A 21,146-nucleotide genomic window follows, 5' to 3' on the forward strand; every position below is an offset into this window, starting at 1 on the left:
CGCTAATTTTTTGCGGCGCCAGCAACACCACTGGCCGCAATGGCAGGCGCGCCGGCAACGGCCCACAGCTGCTTGAGCTTGACCAGCTCTTCGTCAAACCGCTGGTTGACGCGTTTTTTTTCCTGCTCCTGGTCCAGGATGAACTTCTTCTGCACCAGGGCGCTGTTGTCGTTTTCCTCGATCCTGCGTTTCAGCGCAGGAGGTGCCTTGGCGGGGTCTTTCGCGTAGAACTCGAGCTCGCTGTTGATGCTCTTGCGCTGCGCGGCCAGTTCCACCGTTCTTTTGCTCGCAGCCTTGATGACCTCATCGATCTGGGCCAGCGCGGTGACGCGTTCCTGGTCGTGCACTTCCCGGCGCGGATAGCGCAGCAACAGGGCGCGGTCACGCCGTTTTTCCTCGGCTTCGCGTGCGCGCACTTCGGCTGCGGCCTTCTCTTTTTCCTCGAGGGCGGTGCGCTCCTGCACGGTCAACGACGGGCCCACCTGGCGCTTGACCAGGCCGGTGGGGCCCAGTTCCTGTTGCGTGCGGTCTATGCATTCAATGATCGGGCGATCTGCCGTGATCTTGCGGCCCTTGCCGTCAACACAGGTGTAGATGTTTTGCGCTGCGACGGGGACGGCCAGGCACATGAGTGAAACACAGATGACCGTGAACAGGGTTCGCAGGAGCAATTCGAATCCTTAATTGACGCCGTATCGTTCCCGATAGGCCAGCACCGACTGGTAGTGCGCTTGCAAAGATAACGTTTCAGGAGCGCTTATAGCCGACGTGCCGCCCTGCCTGGAGAGATACTGCAGCAAGTCGGTCAGGCGCGCAATCGCACAAACCTGCAACCCCAACTGATTCGTAACATATTGCACAGCACTGTGGTTCACATCCACACCGTTTTCGGTGGCCTTCTCCTGCCGGTCCAGCGCCAGCGCCACAGCGTGGGGAATGGCCCCGGCTGCCCGGATGATGGCAATGGATTCGCGGGCGGCGGTGCCTGCGGACATCACGTCGTCAATGATCAGCACACGGCCTTTGACGGGTGCGCCGACCAGCGTGCCGCCTTCGCCATGGTCCTTGGCCTCCTTGCGGTTGTAGGCAAACGGAAAATTGCGCCCCAGCCGCGCCAGCTCGACGGCCACCGCGGCAGCCAGCGGAATGCCCTTGTAGGCGGGCCCGAAAATCATGTCGAATTCAAGACCGCTGCGCTCTTCTTCGGCCAGCAGGTGGCGCGCATAGAATTGCGCCAGCCGGCCCAGCTTGGCCCCGTCGTCAAACAGGCCGGCATTGAAAAAATAGGGGCTCATGCGCCCGGCCTTGGTCTTGAATTGCCCGAAGCGCAGCACGCCTGATTCGACGGCAAACTGCACGAATTCCTGTGCCAGCGCACCGTCCGCAGAATGCGCTTCGTCCTTGTTGTCCAGTTTCCCTGCCGTGCTCATTTGAAAGTCCCATGTTTAAATTAACCAGCCTCAACCTCAACGGTATCCGCTCCGCAGCCAGCAAGGGGTTGCTGGACTGGGTTGCACAATCCATGCCGGATTGTATTTGTGTGCAGGAGCTCAAGGCCCAGGCCGCCGACATGAGCGGCCGGTTCGAGGAAATCGCCGGCATGAAAGGCCATTTTCATTTCGCCGAGAAAAAAGGCTACTCCGGGGTCGGCGTGTACACGAGGCACGAACCCAGCGACGTCATCGTGGGCTACGGCTCCGCCGAATTCGATGCCGAAGGACGTTATGTGGAACTGCGCTTTGACAGACCCGGGCGCAAGCAAAGCCCCAAGCTGTCCATCATCAGCTGCTATTTCCCGAGCGGCTCTTCGGGCGAGGAACGCCAGGCCGCCAAGTTCCGCTTCCTGGCCGAGTTTTATCCGCGCCTGCTGGCCCTGAAGGAAACGCGCGACTTCGTGCTGTGCGGCGACATCAATATCGCGCACCAGGAAATCGACCTGAAAAACTTCAAGGGTAATAAGAAGAACAGCGGCTTCCTGCCCGAAGAACGCGCCTGGATGACCGAGCTGCTGCGCGATGCCGAGCTGGCCAACGAAGCCGCACAGGAGCTGACACAGCGCACAGGCCCCTCGGTCAAGGGCGGCGGTATGGTCGATGTCTACCGAAAGCTGCAGCCCACAGCCACGGACGCGGCCTACACCTGGTGGAGCAACCGCGGCCAGGCCTATGCCAAGAACGTAGGATGGCGGCTGGACTATCACCTCGCCACCCCGGCGTTTGCCGCGCTGGCCCGCAGCGAACATATCTACAAGGAACAGCGGTTTTCCGACCACGCACCCATGAGCGTGGACTATGAGTTTGGACTTTGACCCCCGCCCAGGCTCACTGCGTGTAGCCCTTTTCCCCTTCCAGGGGGCGGCGCCTGCGGTCTGGCAAAGCCAGTCCCGCGGCCCCTGCTGGTGAATACCCCGCTGGTTAGTCCCTGAATTTTCAACCCAGCCGGGGCCGCGGATCCGGCTTTGCCGGGCCGCAGGCGCAGTCCCCTGCAAGGGGAAAAGGGCTACACGCAGTGAGCCCGATAGGGGTGTGCCAATCTCTCGGCTTTGCCAGACCGCAGGCGGGCGGCCCCCTCGGGGGGCAGGGAGCTACATAAAGTGAGCGACCGTGGGGGCTCTACTGCGCCGCCCAGATGCGCTGGATCTGGGTAGACAGCTCCATCGGGTCAAACGGCTTGGGGATCACCTCCATGGCGCCCAGGCCCTTGTACACCGCGACCTCTGCAGCCTGCACCTTCGCGGTCATAAAAATCACCGGCGTGTCGGCCGTGGCCGGCAATGCCCGAAGACCTTTGAGCGTGCTGGGCCCGTCCATGCCGGGCATCATCACGTCCAGCAGCAGCAGGTCGGCGCCGGCGCCCGGTGCGGCATCCAGCGCCTCCTGGCCCGAAGCGCAGGCGATAACGGTGAAGCCGCCTACGGCTTCCAGCGCCATTTGCGCAACCATACGAATGTCGGGTTCGTCTTCGACATACAGGATACGGGTCAGTGGTTTGGTCATGATCAGATCAGGGGTTGGGATTGGGTGGGGCGGTAGTCGGCGGGAATCTGGAGCACACGCTGGATTGTATTGAGCAGTTCGGTATTGGAAGTATGGGCCTTGACCAGCACCGCATCGGCCTGCTTGCCATCTGCCGGGTTTACGTCGCCGGCCGAGAACACGATCACCGGCGGGCGCGGATCCAGGGCGTCGATATCCTCGAACAGGTCCCAGCCCGAATGGCTGCCGAGCGACAGGTCCAGCAGGATCAGGTCGAATGAATGCTGGCGCAGGAGGGCGCGAGCCTCGTCCAGCGTGGTGGCAAATTCGAAGGTCGCAAAGTCCTGCGCAATGGCTGCCGTGATTTGCTGGATATCCTGGTCGTCTTCGACATGCAGAACGCGCGGTTTGCCTTCATCCACACTGACAACGGCCCGGCGCAGGCTGTGAATGAGGAGCCGCTCGTCAATCGGCTTTTTCAGCCAGTCCGACACCGTGTGCGGCTTGCGGTTGAACTGCAACTGCCCTTGCTCGGCCATGGCCGAGATCACCACAACAGGCAGGTGGCGGGTTCGTTCGTCCTCCCGCAGCTGGCCGATAAAAGCCACGCCGTTCTGCCCCGGCAGTTTCAGGTCTACCGTCACGGCGTCGTAGCTGTTAACTGCCAGGCAAGCCAGCGCTTGCTCCGCGCTGTGTGTCATGTCGGAGTCGAACCCGGCCTTGCTCAGCATCATGCTGATCAGCCTGGCCACATCGGGATCGCCTTCGCAGATCAGGATGCGGGGCCGGGTTGAAACAGCCGGCTGTATCCGCACGGGTTGCAGCAGTGGCACCGGGTTGGTCCATTCCGGCACTTCAAAAAAGAAGGTGGTTCCCACGCCTTCCGCGCTGCTGAAGCCGATCGTGCCGTCCATCTTCTCCACCAGCGCGCGGGAAATATTCAGGCCGAGGCCGGTTCCGCCTTTTTGCCGGGTGTCGGAAGAATCTGCCTGCGAGAATTTCTGGAAAATGCGGCCGTGGAACTCCTCGGGAATGCCGGGGCCGACATCAACCACCTCGACGCGAACGCGCTGCGCCGACCGTGACAGCCTGACCTCCACCGGGCTGCCCGGCGGCGAAAACTTGACCGCGTTGGACAGAAGATTGGTCAAAACCTGGGTCATGCGATCGGCGTCGATCCGCACCTGCAGGGCGACGTCAGGCGCCCGCAACACGAGGTCTACCCGGTGCTGGCTGGCAAAGCCCTCGTTGGCGACCAGCGCCTGCTGCACCAGTTGCCGAAGGTCCACCACCTGCAGGTCCAGGCGCAATTTGCCGGACTCGATTTTTTCACTGTCCAGGATGTCGTTGATCAGCCGGATCAGGCGCTCGCAGTTGCTTTGGGCAATGCCCACCAGGTTCTTCACCGCCGCAGGCAGCTCACCGGCCACGCCGCCGGAAATCAGCCCCAGAGAGCCGCGTATGGACGTCAGCGGCGTGCGCAGCTCGTGGCTGACGGTGGACACGAATTCGGTCTTCATGCGGTCGATACGCCTGAGCTCGGTGATGTCCGTGCCCATTGAGAAGAACCCGATGACCTTGTCTTTGGCTGCGCCTTCGCCGTAGCGGGGGAAATACTGCATCGCGAAGTGCCTGCGCTCGCCTTGCGGCGTCACCTGGGTGCGTTCGTAGCGGACCGGCTTGCCGCTCAGCACTTCTTCCACTTTCTCCCGGACGGTTTCGTAAATCTCCGGACCCAGGACTTCAGCCAGGGGGTGCCCGTCGATCTGCTCGAAGCTCAGGCCGAAAGCAGCTTCGTAAGCGCGGTTGTGAAAGCGAAAGCGCTGCTCCGTATCGAGGTAGGCAATCAGGGCCGGCACCGTATCGGTGACCTGGCGCAGCTGGGACTCGCTCGCCCGCAAGGCCTTGCTGATGCGCTTGCTCTCGGTAATGTCATGCATCAACGCGGTGAAAAGGCGGCGGCCGCCGACCTGCACATCACTAAAAGACACACTGACCATGAACTCGCTGCCATCTTTGCGCATGGCGCGCACTTCCTGCCCGGATATCCGGAATGTTTCCGGCTGCTCGCGCATCATGGAGGTGAAATCCTTGTATTGCTGGCGAAACCGCGGCGGCACCAATTCCGACACGTCACGGCCGATCAGATCGCTTTTCTCATACCCAAAGAGCTGTAAAGCCGCCGCGTTGGCCTCCAGAACGATGTCGTCGGACGTGGTGGTGATCACCGTTTCGACCATCCCCTCGGTAATGCTGCGGCTCATCACTTCTGTGTCGCGCAATTGCTCCTCACCGCGTTTTCGCACGTGCTCATAGTGCTTGACCACATAGACCATCCAGGCCAGCATGCAGGCAAACAACAGGTTTCCCGCGATGATGAAGCCCTGAGCCCACTGGGCGCTATGCTCCGCCGCGGCCTGCGCGTCACGCCACTTGTGGACCTCGCGATTACGCGCGTTTTCCAGCAACCCGTCGGTGCGCAGCCTCAATTGCCGGCTGGCATCACTGCCAAGAACGGTCGCAGCGGCTTCGGGGCCGGACGCCTTGCGCGCCGCGATGGACTGGTTCGCGATCAGGGCGCGCTGGTTGATCAGTTCGTCAAACTCCACGGCCTCCTGCAGCACGTTGGCGCTGCGCATGCGTGCCCTGATCGCGCGCAACTCGACCCGAGCCCGCTGGAACTCCTCCAGCTCCTGGGGGCTGCCGCTCAGAAGATACTGCCGCAATGTGGACTCGGCCGTGCGGAGGCCGGAGTCCGCACGCTCGAGCATCACCAGCGTGTCTTCCGTGCGCACCCGGGATTGCGCCGTTTCAATCAGGCGGTCGATGCCGATGTACGAGGCCGCACCCACAACCATCATCAGCACGAGGCCTGCAGCCAATGCGATTTTGATCTTGACCAGAAAAGCGTTGGAGGAAACCATGGACATTTTGTGCGATCTGATCGTAGGCGTTCACGCAGTACCGGGAAAGCGCTGCTGCAGTGCCTTAACTGCCCGTCCGACTTCGGCCTGCACCTGCGGCGAAAGCGGCCGGCCGGCACCGACATGAGGTTCTATGGCCAGTTCCAGCGCCTGGGCCGCAAGACCGAGGTCGACCCATCCGAAGGTTGCCGCAGATCCGGCCAGGCTGTGCGCATGGCGTTCCAGGGTTGGCAGAGCCTGCGCCAGATCGTCGCCGTTGAGAATTTGTTGCCATAAGGCCGCCACCTGCTCAAGACGACGCGGCAACGAGCGGGTGTAATCGGCGCGCTGCTCCTCCAGAAATGCGAGCAGGGCCGGGTTGGGTTGCGTCATGGCATCCGGAAAGCTGGCGCCAGCCATGCGCTATTTGATGCGGTGCCGCGGGAGAAGCTGGTGACCAGCCCCGAAGTCGCCTTGGCATGCAAGCCGCGCGGGCACGCATGTTGCACTTGATGAAGAAGAAAGCACATGCGGCTTATCTTACGGCGCAGGTGCCAAAACGCAGCGTAGGACAAGTACGAGGTTTCGCCTTGGGGTGCACCGCTTGCGGCGGGATGTCAGAAGCGAATCATCTGTACCGACGGATAATTAATTCTTATAGACTGCTTTATCGCAAAAAACCCTGAATCTATGCGGTAACTAAATACATTAGTATTCAATCATTGGAGGCGCCGCGCGCATCAAGCCGATGGATCGGCAGCCCGCCCCAGCGCGGCGATCACATCAGACTGGGTAATAATTCCCACCAGCCGCCCCCCCTCCCCGATGATGGGAATGTGGTGGTGACCGGTGCTGCCGAACAGCGGCACCAGTTCCACCAGCCGACGGTGCATGCCCGCCACCCGCACATTGCGGGTCATGATCTGGCCGACGACTTCAGGTTTGTCGGAGTAAACGCTGCGCGTGGTGCGCACCAGCTGCCTCAACTTGGCGTCAAAGCCTTCGTACAAATCGAGTTCTGCCGCCCGCATGAAGTCGGCCTGCGTGATGATGCCCGCGATGCGGAAGCTACGGTCCACCACCGGCAAGGCCTTGATGCGGCGCTCCCTCAGCAGGGCCCAGGCCTCTTCCAGCGGCGTGCCGAATTCCACCGTGACGAGATCGCGCGACATGACGTCAGCGCAGCGGACTTCCGCCAGTTTGCGGTCGTACGCGCGCAGCCGGGTTTCGGCCAGCAAGGTCTTGAGGTCGTCGCGGCTGACGTCCAACACCTGGTTGTAGCGCGCCAGTACGGCGTCCAGATCCGCATCAAGCAACTGGTCTTCTACGGACGGCGCGGGGCCCGGCGGGGCCAATTGCGTGTGGGGATAGGCCCTGCGCGTGGCGTTGTTGTAGGCGACGCCGACCGCCACCAGCAGCACGGAGTTGAGCATCACGGGATAGAAGGCAAACAGCGGGTCGGAAACTCCGCCCAGCACCACCATCAAGGCAGTGGCGCCGCCCGGCGGATGCAGGCAGCGCAACGCCAGCATGAGCGCGATGGCCGTGGCCACGCCCACCGCGGCCGCAAGCGCCGGCGAGCCCAGCAGATGCATGCCATGCACGCCCGCAATGCCGGCAAGCGCCGACAGGGTATTACCGCCCACCACATTCCAGGGCTGCGCCATAGGACTGGCCGGCACGGCATACACCAGCACGGCGCTGGCGCCCAGCGGCGCCACCAGCCAGGGCAGGCCCGGCATCATCCGGTCAGCCAGGTGGCACAGCAGCCCTGTCACAAAAATGCCCAGCAGCGACCCGATGACAATGCGCAGCCGCTCGCGTGAGTTGATGCGGGTGCGTCCCGGCCGGAAGCCTCGCCACCACGCGCGCGTGAAGAATGCGGCGCGCTGCGTCAACCCAGTCACCAGGGCTCAGCCCGATCAGCCGCGGGCGCGTTGATAAAGACCCTGCACCTTGGGCACGTTGGCCTGCAGCTGCTGGATGCGTTCAGGACCGGAGGGGTGGGTGGACAGAAAGCTCGGGCCGCCGGCACCGCCACCAGCCTGCGCCATTTTTTCCCAGAGGCTGACGGATGCCTGCGGGTTATAGCCGCCGCGCGCAGCCAGCTCCAGTCCGACGAGGTCGGCGTCGGTTTCATCATCGCGGCTGTAACGCAGCGTCAGCAGCTGAGTGCCGATGTTTGCGGCCACATCGCCCAGCTGTCCCAGTCCAAAAAGTTGTGACAACGCGGACAGGCCCATGCTCGTGCCCTGGCTTTTGGCAATGCGGGAGCGCGCATGCTCGCGCAACGCATGGGCCATTTCGTGACCCATGATCATTCCAATTTCATCGTCGGTGAGCTTGAGCTGATCGATGATGCCCGTGTAGAACGCGATCTTGCCTCCGGGCATGCAGAAGGCGTTGATCTGCTTGCTGCCAAGCAGGTTGACCTCCCAGCGCCACTGGTTGGCGCGGTCGTTCCACTGCGCGGCCTGCGGCACCAACCGCGTGGCGATGCCGCGTATGCGCTGCAGCTGGGGGTTGCCCGGCGAGGCCAGCGCGCCCTTGGACTTCGCCTCCGCCAGCAGCTTGGCATATTCCTGCGTGGCGGCGTTTTCCAGTTCCTCGGCAGGGATCAGCTTGCGCAGCCCCGATGACGGTCCGACATCAACCTGCGCGAGCAGCGGGGTGGTGACGGCCGTCGCTGCGGCGCCGCCGGCAGCCAGCAGGAACGCCCGGCGGCCAGCCCAGGCAGAGTGTTTGGCCTCGCATAAAAAGCACATGGGTGAATAATAGTCACAAATCAAGATGCCCATGTCAGACAAAACCCCCTCCTCCGAACTGCCATCACCCGCCCCTGTCGCTGCGCACAGCGCGGCATCTACAGCCCCCACTGTGAAAGCCGCACCCAAACCCACCTGGCGCGATGTCTGGCACGTGTATGCCGAGGCCGCCACGCTGCGCATGCTGTTTCTGGGCTTTTCCGCCGGCCTGCCCTTGCTGCTGGTGTTTGGCACGCTGAGCTTCTGGCTGCGCGAAGCAGGCATAGACCGCACCACCATCGGCTACCTGAGCTGGGTCGGGCTGGCCTACGGCTTCAAGTGGGTGTGGGCGCCGCTGGTGGACCGCATGCCGATTCCGCTGCTCACGCGCATGCTTGGGCGCCGGCGCAGCTGGCTGCTGTTGTCGCAACTGGTCATCGTGGCGGCGCTTGTCGGTATGGCGCTGACGGACCCCAAGCTGGCATTGCAACCCGTCGTGTGGTGCGCACTGGCCGTGGCATTCGGGTCGGCCACACAAGACATCGCGCTGGACGCCTACCGCATCGAGTCGGCCGATATCCAGCGCCAGGCCGCACTGGCTGCCGCCTACCAGACGGGTTACCGCATCGCGATGATCTGGGCCGGCGCCGGGGCGCTGTGGATTGCAGCGCGTGCCGAAGTCGCAGGCGACGCCCTCACTTACCAGCACGGCGCATGGCAAGTGGCCTACCTGGTCATGGCGGCGTCCATGCTGCTGGGCATGGCGACGGTGCTGCTGTCGCCTGAACCAGCGCCGCGCCCGCAGGCGCCATCGCGCAACGCTGCAGAGTGGCTTAAAACCGCGCTGGTCGACCCGTTCGCCGATTTCCTGCGCCGCTACGGCAAGCAGGCGCTGCTGATCCTGGCCCTGATCGCGGTCTACCGCATCAGCGACGTTGTCATGGGCATCATGGCCAACCCGTTCTATGTCGACATGGGCTACACCAAAGACGAAGTAGCTGCAGTGACCAAAATTTACGGCGTGGTGATGACGCTGGCAGGCGCCTTCGTGGGTGGCGCGCTGGCCATGCGTTTCGGCGTGATGCGCGTGCTGATGCTGGGCGCCGTGCTGAGTGCTGCCAGCAACCTGCTGTTTGCCTGGCTGGGCACGCGCGGGCACGACGTCAACGCGTTGATCTTCGTGATTTCGGCAGACAACCTTTCCAGTGGTATCGCCTCGGCCGCCTTCATTGCCTACCTGTCGAGCCTCACCAACATCAATTACTCGGCCACCCAGTACGCGCTCTTCAGCTCGATGATGCTATTGCTGCCCAAGTTCCTTGCCGGTTATTCGGGCAAGTATGTGGACGCCTTTGGCTACAGCAACTTCTTCACCGCAACAGCCTTGCTGGGCCTGCCGGTGCTGGTTCTGGTGGGTTTTGCTTCACGACTTAAAACGCCGCAAGCCCAGAAGGAATAAGCGCAAGCAGCTATTAATTCAATAGCAATTCCGCACCATGGCGGACGTGCCGTGCACGGAGTATGCTGGAGGCTCGCTGCCCCGGTTTACCGTAACTTTACGGTGGCTTCAAGCGGGATTGTTGCGCCCGGCGCACCATGAATTTCATTGTGATTCCACCCCACGGGGAACACCTGCACACGAGGACCAGCCATGACCCAACAGCTTTTGATGATTGAAGACGATACCCGCCTGGCCAATATGGTGGGCGAATACCTTCGCCAGTCGGGCTACGGTTTTACCCACGCGGCCGACGGCGCGGCGGGCCTGGCAGCGCTGGAAGCTGCAACGCCCGATCTGGTCATCCTCGACCTGATGCTGCCCGACATGGACGGCCTGGAAGTGTGCCGGCGCATCAAGGGCCAGGGCAGCGAAAACGCCAACACCGCCGTGCTGATGCTGACGGCCAAAGGCGACCCGATGGACCGCATCGTCGGCCTGGAAATTGGCGCTGACGACTACCTGCCCAAACCTTTCGAGCCGCGCGAGTTGCTGGCGCGCATCCGGGCCGTGCTGCGCCGCGGCGGCGAAACGGGTGCGGCAGCCTCCAGCGGCGGCCACAAGGTCATGCGCTTCGGTTCGCTGGAGATTGACCGCGATGCACGCACCGTATCGGTGTCCGGCAACACCTGCGAGCTGACGTCTTACCAGTTCGACCTGCTGGTGGCGCTGGCCGAACGTGCAGGCCGCGTGCTGAGCCGCGACCAGATCATGGAAGCCGTACGCGGCCGCGAACTCGAGGCCTTTGACCGTTCCATCGACGTGCACATGGGCCGCATCCGCAGCGCCATCGAGGCCGACGCAAAAGACCCCAAGCGCATTCTGACGGTGCGCGGTGTCGGCTACGTTTTTGCCAAACAGCAGGACTAGATTCTTATGTGGGGACGTTTTACATCGCACCTCTATGTGCGAATCTGGCTGGCTGTTGTCGCTACAGTGCTGGTCCTCACTTTTCTGGTGGGCGCGGCGTGGCGCCTGAGCGCCGACCCGCCGCAGCTGCCGATACGCGAAGTGCTGGTGCACAACGACAAGGGCGAAGTCATCGGCACGGCGCAGACCAAGCCCGACCGCAAACCCGGTGACGGCCTGGAATTTGACGTGTTGACCAAAGACGGCCAGACGCTGAACCTGGTGTTGCCGCGGCCCAAACGCCCACCCGGCAATAACCCGTGGAATCGCCCTCCGTTTGGTTTTGGCTGGATGCTGGTCGTCGTCGGCCTGGCCGTGGCGCTGGGCGCCTACCCCGTGATGCGAAGGTTGACGCTGCGGCTGGAAGCCCTGCAGCGCGGCGTGGAGCGCTGGGGCGCCGGTGATTTGTCGGCCCGCGTCAATGCAGACGGCAAGGACGAGGTGGCCTTCCTGGCCAGGCGCTTCAACCACGCGGCCGAGCGTATCGAAACCCTGATGGAGTCGCACAAATCGCTGCTGGCCAACGCGTCGCACGAATTGCGCTCACCGCTGGCGCGTATCCGCATGGGGCTGGAACTCATGGGCACCGACGCCGCATCGCCGCAGCGCAAGGAAATTTCCCGCAGCATCTCCGAACTCGACCAACTGATCGATGAGATCCTGTTGGCCAGCCGCCTCGACGCCAAGCAGGCCGACGCGGAGCCTTTTGAAACCCTGGACCTCACCGGCCTGGCGGCGGAAGAATGCTCGCGCGTCAATGCGGAATTGAGCGCCGAGCTGGACCAGGATGCCAGCGGCCCTGGCGCCGGTCTGGGCATTGATGCCGATAGCCACAGCCTGACGGTGCAGGGTTCTCCACGCCTCTTGCGCCGGCTGATCCGTAATCTGCTGGAAAACGCGCGGCGCTATAGCACCGGCGAGATCAGCCTGGAGCTGGCACAGGCCCGGGCCGGGGCAAAACAGCGGGCCGTGATCAAGGTCCATGACCGCGGCCCAGGCGTGCCCGCCGAGCAGCGTGAGCGTATTTTTGAGCCTTTTTACCGCCTGCCCGGCGCCAGTGAACGCGAAGGCGGCGTGGGGCTCGGCCTGGCCCTGGTGAAGTCGATCAGCCAGCGCCATGGGGGCAGCGTTCGCTGCGAAGCCCGGCCCGGCGGCGGCGCGACTTTTGTTGTTGAATTGCCGGTTGTCCATCCATAAACGTGAAATAAATCACGAAAAATGGCCTCCAACAACACTAAACCGCGTGTCTCCTCTATTTGGAGAATGGTCAGACAGGGTGTAATCACCGACATTTCTTTCCGTTGCTGTCACAACAATGGGTAGGGGAACAGGGGAATTAAAAGGGACTAAAAAACCAAACGTCGGTGAAGCATTTCAATGATTCCCAACGACATCTTCCTCACGGAAGAAGTTTGCAAAAGCCACCTCGCGGTGGCTTTTTTTTGCCTGAAGACATGGCGGAGCGCCCTTTGATACGCTCAGGGATTCAGCCACCCACAGGAACCCCATGAGCCTTGCCACCACACCCCCAACTCTCGCCGTCCCCCAGGGCTTCTTCCCGCTTGCCGAAGACCGGATGCCGCTGATGCCGCGGGAGGCCATGTCACCCGCGCAGCAGGCCGCTGCGGACGCACTGATCGCCGGCCCGCGCAAGGCCGTGTTTGGCCCCTTCATTCCCCTGCTGCGCAGCCCGCAGCTCATGGGCCGCATTGGCGACGTGGGGGCTTACCTGCGCTTTGAAAGCACGCTGGACGCGCGCGTCCGCGAACTCATTACCTGCGTGGCGGCCCGCCATACCGCCAACCAGTTTGAATGGCTGATGCATGCGCCGCTGGCGGTGGCTGCGGGCGTGAGCCAGGCCACTGTGGACGCGATCGCCGAAGGCAGGCAGCCCCGTGAACCGGCCGCCGATGAGGCCGTCGCGCTGGACCTCACGTTCGAAGTGCTGCGCCAGCATGGCTGCTGCGACGCCACCTACGCCGCGGCAGTGGAAACTTTCGGCGAACAGGGTGTGGTCGAGCTGGTCAGCCTCGCCGGCTATTTTGTGATGGTGTGCTGGGTGATGAATGTGGCGCGTACGCCGACCCAGGGCAAACCGGGTTTTTCGCCGCTGGCGGCCTTCCCCGCCTGACCGGCCTAACTTTCCACCCGGGAAACCGGTGGCAGCGCCGCAAGCACCCGCTCGGCGCCCAAATCGTTCAGGCAGCGCGTATGGCCCAGCGGGCATTCGCGCTCGAAGCAGGGTGCGCAGTCCAGCGGCGGCTGGTAGGCTGCATCGGCTTTGAGCCACAGCACAGTGGCCTTGTCGCTTAATGGCGGCGTGTGCAGCGGACTGGATGAGCCGAAGATCGCCACTTGCGACACACCGAAGGCCGCAGCCACGTGCATCAGTCCCGAGTCATTGCTGACCGTGCTCTGGCTTGCGGCGATCAGGCACAGCGCCTGTACCAGCGAGGTCTTGCCCGCGAAGTTCAGGCACTTGCCGGGCTGCGCTGCGTTCACCGGCGCGGCAATTTCTTCGCAGAGCGCCGCTTCCTTGCCGGAGCCCAGCAACATCACCGGCAAAGCCAGCCGCGCGGCGAGTTCTGAAAAGTGACGGGCGGGCCAGCGCTTGGCAGGGCCGTATTCGGCACCGGGCGCAAACACGTAATAGCCGCCACGTTGCAGGCCCAGTTCAGCCAGAACCTGCTCAATTTCAGCTGGCGCCATCTGCAGTTGCGGCCGGTCTTTGTCGAGGTCCGCCCCACCGCTCAACGCTGAATAAAACGCCACCATGGGGGGCTTGTTCTTGGGGTTTTTAAGCCGGTGCGTGAGCAGGCCCACGCGGGCTTCGCCAAAGTAGCCGATGCGCTCCGGAATGCTGGCCAGAAAAGGCAGCAACGCGCTTTTCAGCGAGTTGGGCAGCACATAGGCCTTGTCGAAGCGGCCCTCGATGCGTTTGGCGATCGCACGACGCTCGCGGAATTGCAGGCCGCCGTGCGCGAAAGGGAACTCAATGACATCGGCCACCTGCGGCATCGCCCGGTAAACCGGCGCCACCCAGGGCAAGGCGCCTACCGTGAGGCGTTCGCCACGCGCATGCAGGCGGCGCATCAGCGGCTCCGTCATCACCGCATCCCCGATCCATTGTGGCGAAATTATTAGTGACTCAGGCATGTGGACTTCCCTTCCAATGCCAGCGCGAAACCGGCTTTGCCGGGCCGCAGATGGCGCCCCCTTGAGGGGGAAGCGGCCGCAGGCCGATTCGGGGGTGGGTCAATGTCCAGCGCCGAAGTGCTCGCCGGCTTTCAGCGCGTAAACCGTGCCGCAATACGGGCACTTGGCCTGGCCGGTGCGGGCCACGTCCAGGTAGACCTTGGGGTGGCTGTTCCAGATTTTCATGTCGGCTTTGGGGCTGGGGCAGTAGACCCCGCCCTGGGCGTTCAGGTCGGAGGCCAGCAGTTCGACAGCGGATGAATGGAGAGTCGTCGTGGTCATAAAGTCCTTTTTAGTTAAAGACGCCGCCGCGCCGGGCCGCCCCAAGCAAGGCACGGCCCCCTCGGGGGGCAGCGTAGTACACGCAGTGACAAGCGTGGGGGCTCACACTTTCGCCAACCAATGAGCGTACTTGGGATTGCGGCCGTTGACGATGTCAAAGAACGCGCTCTGGATTTTCTCGGTGATGGGGCCGCGCGAGCCGGCGCCGATTTCAATGCGGTCGAGTTCGCGGATGGGCGTGACTTCGGCGGCCGTGCCGGTGAAGAAGGCTTCGTCGGAGATATACACCTCGTCGCGCGTGATGCGTTTTTGCACGAGTTCCAGGCCCAGGTCCTTGCAGATGTGCAGGATGGTGTTGCGCGTGATGCCGTTGAGGGCGCCGGCAGACAGGTCGGGCGTGTAGACCACGCCGCCCTTGATCACAAAAATGTTTTCGCCCGCGCCTTCGCTGACAAAGCCCGACGCGTCGAGCAGCAGCGCTTCATCGTAGCCGTCATCCAGCGCTTCCATGTTGGCGAGGATGGAGTTGGTGTAATTGCTCACCGCCTTGGCCTGCGTCATGGTGATGTTGACGTGGTGGCGGGTGTAGCTGGAAGTCTTCACACGGATGCCGCGCTTCATGCCTTCTTCGCCAAGGTAGGCGCCCCAGGGCCAGGCCGCGACCATCAGGTGGATCTGGTTGCCCTTGGGGCTGACGCCGAGTTTTTGCGAACCGATCCAGGTCAGCGGGCGGATGTAGCAGGACTCCAGCTTGTTCTCGCGCACGACGGCTTTCGTGGCTTCGTTGACTTCGTCCTGGCTAAAGGGAATCTTCATGCGCAGGATCTTGGCGCTGTTGAAGAGGCGCTCGGTGTGCTCTTGCAGCCGGAAAATCGCCGTGCCGCCCTGGGCGTTGTAGGCCCGCACGCCTTCAAACGCGCCGCAGCCGTAATGCAGGGTGTGGCTCAGCACGTGGATCTTGGCGTCGCGCCAGTCGACCATCTGGCCGTCCATCCAGATTTTGCCGTCGCGGTCTGCCATGGAAGGTGCTACTGGGGACATGATGCTGATCCTGTGATGAGTGTCGTGGAATGATTTTTGGCCATCGGCCGCACCCGCCTGCCGGCAACCCCGGGAGGCGGTGCAAAGCCCGAAAGTCCGATTTTACGGTGCGGGTGGCGCTGCGCCCCCGGCCTCGGGCGAATCCGCGGGCGCCGGGCGGAAGAGTTCATGGTGCGACAGTTTGCCGCCCACAAAGGTGCAGGTGACATGCGACTCGGAACCGTCTGTCCAGCGGAAGATTTCGGGCTGCTCGTCCTTGGCCGACTGCAGCAGGCCCAGCGCCCGCGTCATCGCCACCACATGCAGCAATGTCATGCCGGGCCGGAGCTTGGCGTTGAGCATGACCGCGCTGTCGACATGACCGATGGGCCGGTTGGCTGCACGCTTCAAGACCTGCATCATGCGGGTGAAATGCAGCAGCACCCACATCACGAGGGCGCTGGCGGCGGCGGCTACACCGGCCCAGCCGTAAAAGCGGTACGCCAGCAAGACCCCGGCGATGCCGGCCACGGGAACAATGATTTTCTGGAAGTTCATGGCCTTATTTTCGCAGCCACCCGGGGCGCCGGCGCTGCGGGGAGTGCGTAGCCGCATGAAAAAACCGCCGAAAGCGGCCTCCAGGCAGCGTGGCGGGCTCTTTTTAAGCCAAAAGTGGCTGCTGCCCAATCAGATATTGCGCCAGCAGCTATGTTTTTAATAGCACTTTGTTAACTGCCGCGTTGTGCCCAACCGGTCGCCAGGGCATACGCCCAGTCGGGGCGCCCGCGCCCAAATGCCGCTTTGGATGCCGTCATATGGTCATAGGGCACCGCGCGCAGGTCCGCCCGCCAGCCTTGGGCGGTTTTTTCGACGACCGCGTAACGCGCGTGCGGCGCGCCGTTTTCCACCACATGCGGGTGAGGATGGTCGTCGTCATAGGCCTGCAGGCCGACGCTGCCGGGATTGACGACAAGCAGGTTGCCGCACTGGACCATGCGCGGCACATGGGTGTGGCCGCAAAGAACCAGCGAATGCGCCTGGGGGCTCTCGTCGCCAAGCCGCAGGAAAACTTCTTCGGCCGTGGCGGGCCGGATACCCGTCGGATGCGCGTCAGGAAAACCGGGCACCGTGGTTTCCATCCAGTAGATCAAATCGCTGCCGGGCGTTCCGTGGCACAGCAGCACGTCACCGCCCGCCAGCTCCAGGCGCGTGGGCAGCGACCTGATCCACGCCACCTGCGCCGACGTCAGCTGGCCCGCGGTGTAGCCGTCGGTACCGAGTGGGTCGAGATGCTGGCCCTGGTCCAGCAATTCCAGCACCTGCCGCTCGTGGTTGCCGCGGATGGTGGTGAAGTTGCGGGCCATCAGCAGGTCGGCGGTTTCCGCGGGTTGCAACGGGCCGCTCAGGATGTCGCCCAGATTCACGGTCTGGTCAACGCCCTGCCCGGCAATGTCCGCCAGCACGGCCTCAAGCGCCAGCAGGTTACCGTGAATGTCGGAGATGACGGCGAGTTTCATGGCCCTGATTGTGCAATGCCTCAGCTCAGGCTGCGCACCACTTCCATGGCCTCTTCCACGCGCTCGACGGCGTGGATGGTGAGGCCTTCAATCGGTTTCTTGGGCGCGTTGGCCTTGGGCACCACGGCTACGCTAAAACCCAGCTTGGCGGCCTCCTTCAGGCGCTCCTGGCCGCGCGGGGCCGGGCGCACTTCTCCGGCCAGCCCGACCTCGCCAAAGGCGATGAAACCCTTGGGCAGCGGCTTGCCGCGCAAGGACGAGGTGATGGCCAGCATCACGGCCAGGTCGGCTGCCGGCTCGCTGATGCGCACGCCGCCCACGGCGTTGACGAACACGTCCTGGTCCATGCAGGCGACGCCGGCGTGGCGGTGCAGCACCGCCAGCAGCATGGCAAGGCGGTCCCGGTCCAGGCCCACCGAGAGGCGCCGCGGGCTGGGCCCGCCGTTGTCGACCAGCGCCTGGATTTCAACCAGCATGGGGCGCGTGCCCTCCAGCGTGACCAGCACGCAGCTGCCGGGCACGGGCTCGCTGTGCTGGCTCAAAAAGATCGCACTCGGGTTGGCCACGCCTTTGAGGCCTTTTTCCGTCATGGCGAACACACCGATTTCGTTGACGGCGCCGAAACGATTCTTGATGGCGCGCACCAGGCGAAAGCTGGAATGCGTGTCGCCTTCAAAGTACAGCACGGTGTCGACCATGTGCTCGAGCACGCGCGGCCCGGCGAGCGCGCCTTCTTTGGTCACATGGCCCACCAGCACGATGCACGCGCCGCTGGACTTGGCGGCGCGCGTCAGGTGCGCCGCGCATTCACGCACCTGCGCCACCGAGCCGGGCGCCGACGTGAGCTGGTCGGAATACACCGTCTGGATGGAGTCGATTACCGCGATGGCGGGCTGCGTGGCCTCCAGCGTGGCGAGGATTTTTTCGAGCTGGATCTCCGCCAGCACCTTGACCTGCGAGCCGTCCAACCCCAGCCGGCGTGAACGCAGCGCGACCTGCGCGCCGCTCTCCTCGCCGGTCACGTACAAGGTGTTGAGCCCGGCGCGCTGCAATGAATCCAGCGCCTGCAGCAGCAAGGTGGACTTGCCGATGCCAGGGTCACCGCCAATGAGCACCACGCCGCCTTCGACAATGCCGCCGCCCAGCACGCGGTCCAGCTCTTCGTGCCCGGTCGGCGTGCGCTCCATGTCGGTGGCTTCGATGTCGGCCAGGGCGGTGACGTCAGAGGCCTTGGCCAGTGACTGGAACTGGCTGCTGTAGCGGTTCTTGACCGGCGCACTGTTTTCCGCGGCCGACTCGATCAGCGTGTTCCAGGCATTGCAGTGCGGGCATTTGCCCAGCCATTTGGGGCTGGTGCCGCCGCATTCGGTGCAGGTGTAAATCGTTTTGTCTTTAGCCATGCGTGATATTACTGTATAAATAACCAGCCTTTGCGTTTTGGTAATGATGGCGGGTCCTGTTCATCCGTGCAACCCGCCAAGCCCACCAGACTCCGTCATGCCTCACCTGAACATTCAATACACCGCCAACCTGGATAGCCTCACCGACATGAACGCCTTGTGCCACACGCTGGCCGCCACACTGGTGGCCCTGCGTGGAGAAGACGGGGTGGCGCCGCTTTTCCCGGTGGCCGGTACGCGGGTCATGGCCTGGCCGGCACAACACTTTGCGGTGGCGGACGGGCGGCCCGACCGCGCTTTTATCTACCTGAACCTCCTGATCACCCCCGGCCGCAGCGAAGCCATGAAAAAGCGGGCCGGCGACGCCCTGCTGGCCAGCGCCAGTGCACACCTGGATGCAGTGTTCGCGCAGCACGCTGTGGGCATGACATTGCAAATCGACGAGGGCATGCCCTTGTATGAAGGCAAGCGCAACAACCTCGCCGCGCATCTGGATGCCGCCTGATCCTGCACAAAATCGCATCTTGCACAACAATGGCTTTTTCGTGCCCGCCACGGCGCCACGGCAGCCCCCACCGATTCACGAGGACACACCATGAACATTTCGCGCCGCCAGCTCATCCAGTCATCCAGTGCTGCAGCACTGCTCACAGGCATCGGCCAGCGCGCCTGGGCCCAGGCCCTTGAAAGCACCAAGGTCATCGTCGGCTTCGCGCCCGGCGGCACCGCCGATATCGTGTCGCGCCGCGTCGCCGACAAGCTGCACCCCGGATATGCCAAAAGCGCCGTGGTGGAAAACAAGACCGGCGCGGGCGGGCAAATCGCCGTGCAGTTCGTCAAATCCGCCGCGCCCGACGGCGCTACCGTTTTGCTGACGCCCATGTCCATGCTGGGCATCTACCCGCACACCTACAAGAAACTGCCGTACGACCCGGTCGCCGACCTGACCCCGGTATCTGCCGGCGCGATCTTCGACTACGGCTTCGCCGTCGGCCCCTTGGTGCCGGCCAGCGTCAAAAACGTGCCGGACTTTCTTGCCTGGTGCAAGGCCAACCCAGGCCAGGCCAACTTCGGCTCACCGGCCGCCGGCTCATCGCCGCACTTCATCGGCGCGCTGCTGGGCCGGGCCGGCAACGTGGACTTGCGCCACGTGGCTTTTCGCGGCACCCAGCCAGCCGTGCTGGACATGGTGGGCGGGCAGATTGCCGCCGTGTCGGGCCCTACCGGCGAGTTCACCCAGCATGTCGCATCGGGCAAGTGCCGCCTGCTGTCGACCAGCGGCCCCAAACGTAGTCGTTTCACCCCCAACACGCCGACGCTGCTGGAGCAAGGCTTCAAGGACATGGCGTTCACCGAATGGTTCGGCTTCTTCCTGCCCGCCAAAGCGCCGCAGGATGTGGTGCAGCGCCTGAATGCCGGCATCCGCTCCGCGCTGGCCTCACAGGACGTGATTGACGGCCTGGCCGTGTCTTATCTGGAAGCAGCGCCGACCTCGCCCGCACAGCTGGCCGCCATGCTCAAGGCCGACACCGAGTTATGGGGCCCGCTGGTCAAGGCGGTGGGTTTTACACCTGAAGGTTAGAAGTAGAGCCCCCACGCTTGTCGCTTCGCGTACTGCGCTGCCCCCCGAGGGGGCGCTGCGCCTGCGGCCCGGCAAAGCCGGTTCCGCGGCCCCTGCTGGCCTTCCGCTTTTGGAATTTGGAAATGGAGACATGAAACAATGAAGGTATGTATTTATGGCGCCGGTGCCATTGGCGGCTGGATAGGCCACGGGCTGGCTCACGCAGGTTGCCGCGTCAGCGTGATAGCGCGCGGCGCTACGCTCGATGCCCTGCAGCTGCACGGGCTGCGGCTGAACCAGGGCGGCAAGATCACGTCGCAAGCCGTGGCTTCCAGCGCCTCGCCAACCGACCTCGGCGTGCAGGACCTGGTGGTGCTGGCCGTCAAAGCGCCTTCGCTGCCCGAGGTGGTGCGCCGGATCGCGCCGCTGATTGGCCCTGAAACGATGGTCCTGACCGCCATGAATGGCGTGCCCTGGTGGTTTTTGCAGGGGTTCGGCGGGACGCTTGAAGGCACCCAGTTGACCTCAGTGGACCCCGGCGGCGAGGTGGCGCAGGCCATTCCGGCAAAGCACATCGTCGGCTGCGTGGTGCATGCCAGCTGCTCGCTGGATGAGCCCGGCCAGGTGCACCACCACTTCGGCAACAAGCTCATCATCGGTGAGCCCTCCGGCGAGAAAACCTCCCGGGTGCAGCAACTTGCGGCCTTGCTTGAAAAAGCCGGCTTTGAAGCGCCGGTGTCCGGGCAGATCCAGAAAGACATCTGGTTCAAGCTCTGGGGCAACATGACCGCCAACCCGATCAGCGCGCTAACCGGCGCGACCATGGACCGCGTCCTGGACGATGAACTGGTGACGGGTTTCACCCACAGCGTGATGCTCGAAGCCAAGGAAATCGGGGCGCGCATCGGCATCCCGATCAACCAGACCCCTGCGGAGCGACATGTCATCACACGCAAGCTGGGCGCATTCAGGACATCCATGCTGCAGGACGTGGAAGCCGGCAAACCGGTCGAGTTGGACGCACTGGTGACGGCCGTGCGCGAGCTGGGGCAACTGACGGCCGTGCCCACACCTTATACCGACGCCTTACTCGGGCTGGCCCGGTTGCAGGCACGCGTCAAGGGTCTTTATTGACCCAAAGA

Annotated in this window: 21 protein-coding genes; 8 read left to right on the forward strand and 13 right to left on the reverse strand. The window is 63.5% G+C overall.

The features are described 5' to 3' along the window. Positions 1-2: 2 nt before the first annotated feature. Both AC1DZE_RS18030 and pyrE read right to left on the reverse strand, forming a co-directional pair. Positions 3-629 (reverse strand): DUF4124 domain-containing protein, encoded by a 627-nt coding sequence (locus AC1DZE_RS18030; protein WP_477670737.1) that lies wholly within the window; start codon positions 627-629, stop codon positions 3-5. A gap of 51 nt (positions 630-680) precedes the next feature. Continuing rightward, positions 681-1,430, reverse strand: a complete 750-nt coding sequence (pyrE, locus tag AC1DZE_RS18035; RefSeq protein WP_477670258.1) for an orotate phosphoribosyltransferase — start codon at positions 1,428-1,430, stop codon at positions 681-683. 11 nt (positions 1,431-1,441) lie between these two features. On the opposite strand from pyrE, the gene AC1DZE_RS18040 reads away from it, so the two are divergent. Beyond that, on the forward strand, positions 1,442-2,308 hold the full coding sequence (locus AC1DZE_RS18040) for an exodeoxyribonuclease III (RefSeq protein ID WP_477670259.1): 867 nt from the start codon (positions 1,442-1,444) through the stop codon (positions 2,306-2,308). A gap of 304 nt (positions 2,309-2,612) precedes the next feature. Here the strand turns inward: AC1DZE_RS18040 and AC1DZE_RS18045 are convergent, their stop codons facing one another. The 5 genes from AC1DZE_RS18045 to AC1DZE_RS18065 all read right to left on the reverse strand — a co-directional run bounded on the left by AC1DZE_RS18045 (position 2,613) and on the right by AC1DZE_RS18065 (position 8,643). After that, the gene (locus AC1DZE_RS18045; protein WP_477647940.1) at positions 2,613-2,996 is read right to left on the reverse strand and encodes a response regulator; all 384 of its coding nucleotides are present in this window, start codon (positions 2,994-2,996) and stop codon (positions 2,613-2,615) included. 2 nt (positions 2,997-2,998) lie between these two features. Continuing rightward, positions 2,999-5,899 carry a PAS domain S-box protein gene (locus AC1DZE_RS18050; protein WP_477670260.1) on the reverse strand — a complete coding sequence of 967 codons (2,901 nt, stop codon included), beginning with the start codon at positions 5,897-5,899 and terminating at the stop codon, positions 2,999-3,001. 30 nt (positions 5,900-5,929) lie between these two features. Continuing rightward, positions 5,930-6,298 (reverse strand): Hpt domain-containing protein, encoded by a 369-nt coding sequence (locus AC1DZE_RS18055; protein WP_477670261.1) that lies wholly within the window; start codon positions 6,296-6,298, stop codon positions 5,930-5,932. A gap of 320 nt (positions 6,299-6,618) precedes the next feature. Next, positions 6,619-7,776: an HPP family protein gene (locus tag AC1DZE_RS18060; protein ID WP_477670738.1), complete on the reverse strand. Its 1,158-nt coding sequence runs from the start codon at positions 7,774-7,776 to the stop codon at positions 6,619-6,621. Between the two features lie 24 nt (positions 7,777-7,800). Continuing rightward, a complete protein-coding gene (locus tag AC1DZE_RS18065) occupies positions 7,801-8,643 on the reverse strand; it encodes a M48 family metallopeptidase (protein ID WP_477670262.1) in 843 nt (280 codons plus the stop codon). Positions 8,644-8,674: 31 nt separating this feature from the next. Between AC1DZE_RS18065 and AC1DZE_RS18070 the strand changes: the two genes are divergently transcribed. The 4 genes from AC1DZE_RS18070 (at position 8,675) to AC1DZE_RS18085 (ending at position 13,160) form a co-directional block, all read left to right on the forward strand. Next, positions 8,675-10,081, forward strand: a complete 1,407-nt coding sequence (locus AC1DZE_RS18070; protein ID WP_477670263.1) for an AmpG family muropeptide MFS transporter — start codon at positions 8,675-8,677, stop codon at positions 10,079-10,081. Between the two features lie 192 nt (positions 10,082-10,273). Continuing rightward, positions 10,274-10,990, forward strand: coding sequence for a response regulator (locus AC1DZE_RS18075; protein WP_477670264.1), 717 nt, complete (start codon positions 10,274-10,276; stop codon positions 10,988-10,990). Positions 10,991-10,996: 6 nt separating this feature from the next. Further along, entirely contained in the window at positions 10,997-12,226 is a 1,230-nt protein-coding gene (locus AC1DZE_RS18080; protein WP_477670265.1) for an ATP-binding protein, read from the forward strand. Between the two features lie 310 nt (positions 12,227-12,536). After that, positions 12,537-13,160, forward strand: a complete 624-nt coding sequence (locus AC1DZE_RS18085) for a carboxymuconolactone decarboxylase family protein (RefSeq protein ID WP_477671997.1) — start codon at positions 12,537-12,539, stop codon at positions 13,158-13,160. A gap of 5 nt (positions 13,161-13,165) precedes the next feature. On the opposite strand, the gene waaF is transcribed toward AC1DZE_RS18085, so the two are convergent. From waaF to radA, 6 genes are all read right to left on the reverse strand, one after another. Further along, a complete protein-coding gene (gene waaF, locus AC1DZE_RS18090) occupies positions 13,166-14,185 on the reverse strand; it encodes a lipopolysaccharide heptosyltransferase II (RefSeq protein WP_477670267.1) in 1,020 nt (339 codons plus the stop codon). A gap of 99 nt (positions 14,186-14,284) precedes the next feature. Next, on the reverse strand, positions 14,285-14,506 hold the full coding sequence (locus AC1DZE_RS18095) for a zinc-finger domain-containing protein (RefSeq protein WP_477670268.1): 222 nt from the start codon (positions 14,504-14,506) through the stop codon (positions 14,285-14,287). Between the two features lie 102 nt (positions 14,507-14,608). Next, a complete protein-coding gene (locus tag AC1DZE_RS18100) occupies positions 14,609-15,547 on the reverse strand; it encodes a branched-chain amino acid transaminase (protein WP_477670269.1) in 939 nt (312 codons plus the stop codon). A gap of 102 nt (positions 15,548-15,649) precedes the next feature. Continuing rightward, entirely contained in the window at positions 15,650-16,084 is a 435-nt protein-coding gene (locus tag AC1DZE_RS18105) for a glycerate kinase (RefSeq protein WP_477671995.1), read from the reverse strand. A 170-nt stretch (positions 16,085-16,254) separates the two neighbouring features. Further along, positions 16,255-17,043, reverse strand: coding sequence for a metallophosphoesterase family protein (locus tag AC1DZE_RS18110; RefSeq protein ID WP_477671994.1), 789 nt, complete (start codon positions 17,041-17,043; stop codon positions 16,255-16,257). A 20-nt stretch (positions 17,044-17,063) separates the two neighbouring features. Then, the gene (gene radA, locus AC1DZE_RS18115) at positions 17,064-18,443 is read right to left on the reverse strand and encodes a DNA repair protein RadA (protein WP_477671993.1); all 1,380 of its coding nucleotides are present in this window, start codon (positions 18,441-18,443) and stop codon (positions 17,064-17,066) included. Positions 18,444-18,540: 97 nt separating this feature from the next. Here radA and AC1DZE_RS18120 point away from each other — a divergent pair, with 97 nt between their 5' ends. The 3 genes from AC1DZE_RS18120 to AC1DZE_RS18130 all read left to right on the forward strand — a co-directional run bounded on the left by AC1DZE_RS18120 (position 18,541) and on the right by AC1DZE_RS18130 (position 21,138). Continuing rightward, positions 18,541-18,948 carry a 5-carboxymethyl-2-hydroxymuconate isomerase gene (locus AC1DZE_RS18120; RefSeq protein WP_477670273.1) on the forward strand — a complete coding sequence of 136 codons (408 nt, stop codon included), beginning with the start codon at positions 18,541-18,543 and terminating at the stop codon, positions 18,946-18,948. Positions 18,949-19,038: 90 nt separating this feature from the next. Then, entirely contained in the window at positions 19,039-20,025 is a 987-nt protein-coding gene (locus AC1DZE_RS18125) for a Bug family tripartite tricarboxylate transporter substrate binding protein (RefSeq protein ID WP_477671992.1), read from the forward strand. A 138-nt stretch (positions 20,026-20,163) separates the two neighbouring features. Continuing rightward, positions 20,164-21,138: a 2-dehydropantoate 2-reductase gene (locus tag AC1DZE_RS18130; protein WP_477670275.1), complete on the forward strand. Its 975-nt coding sequence runs from the start codon at positions 20,164-20,166 to the stop codon at positions 21,136-21,138. The last annotated feature ends 8 nt before the right edge of the window (positions 21,139-21,146 follow it).

The sequence above is a fragment of the Polaromonas sp. P1_F1 genome, from assembly GCF_056405795.1.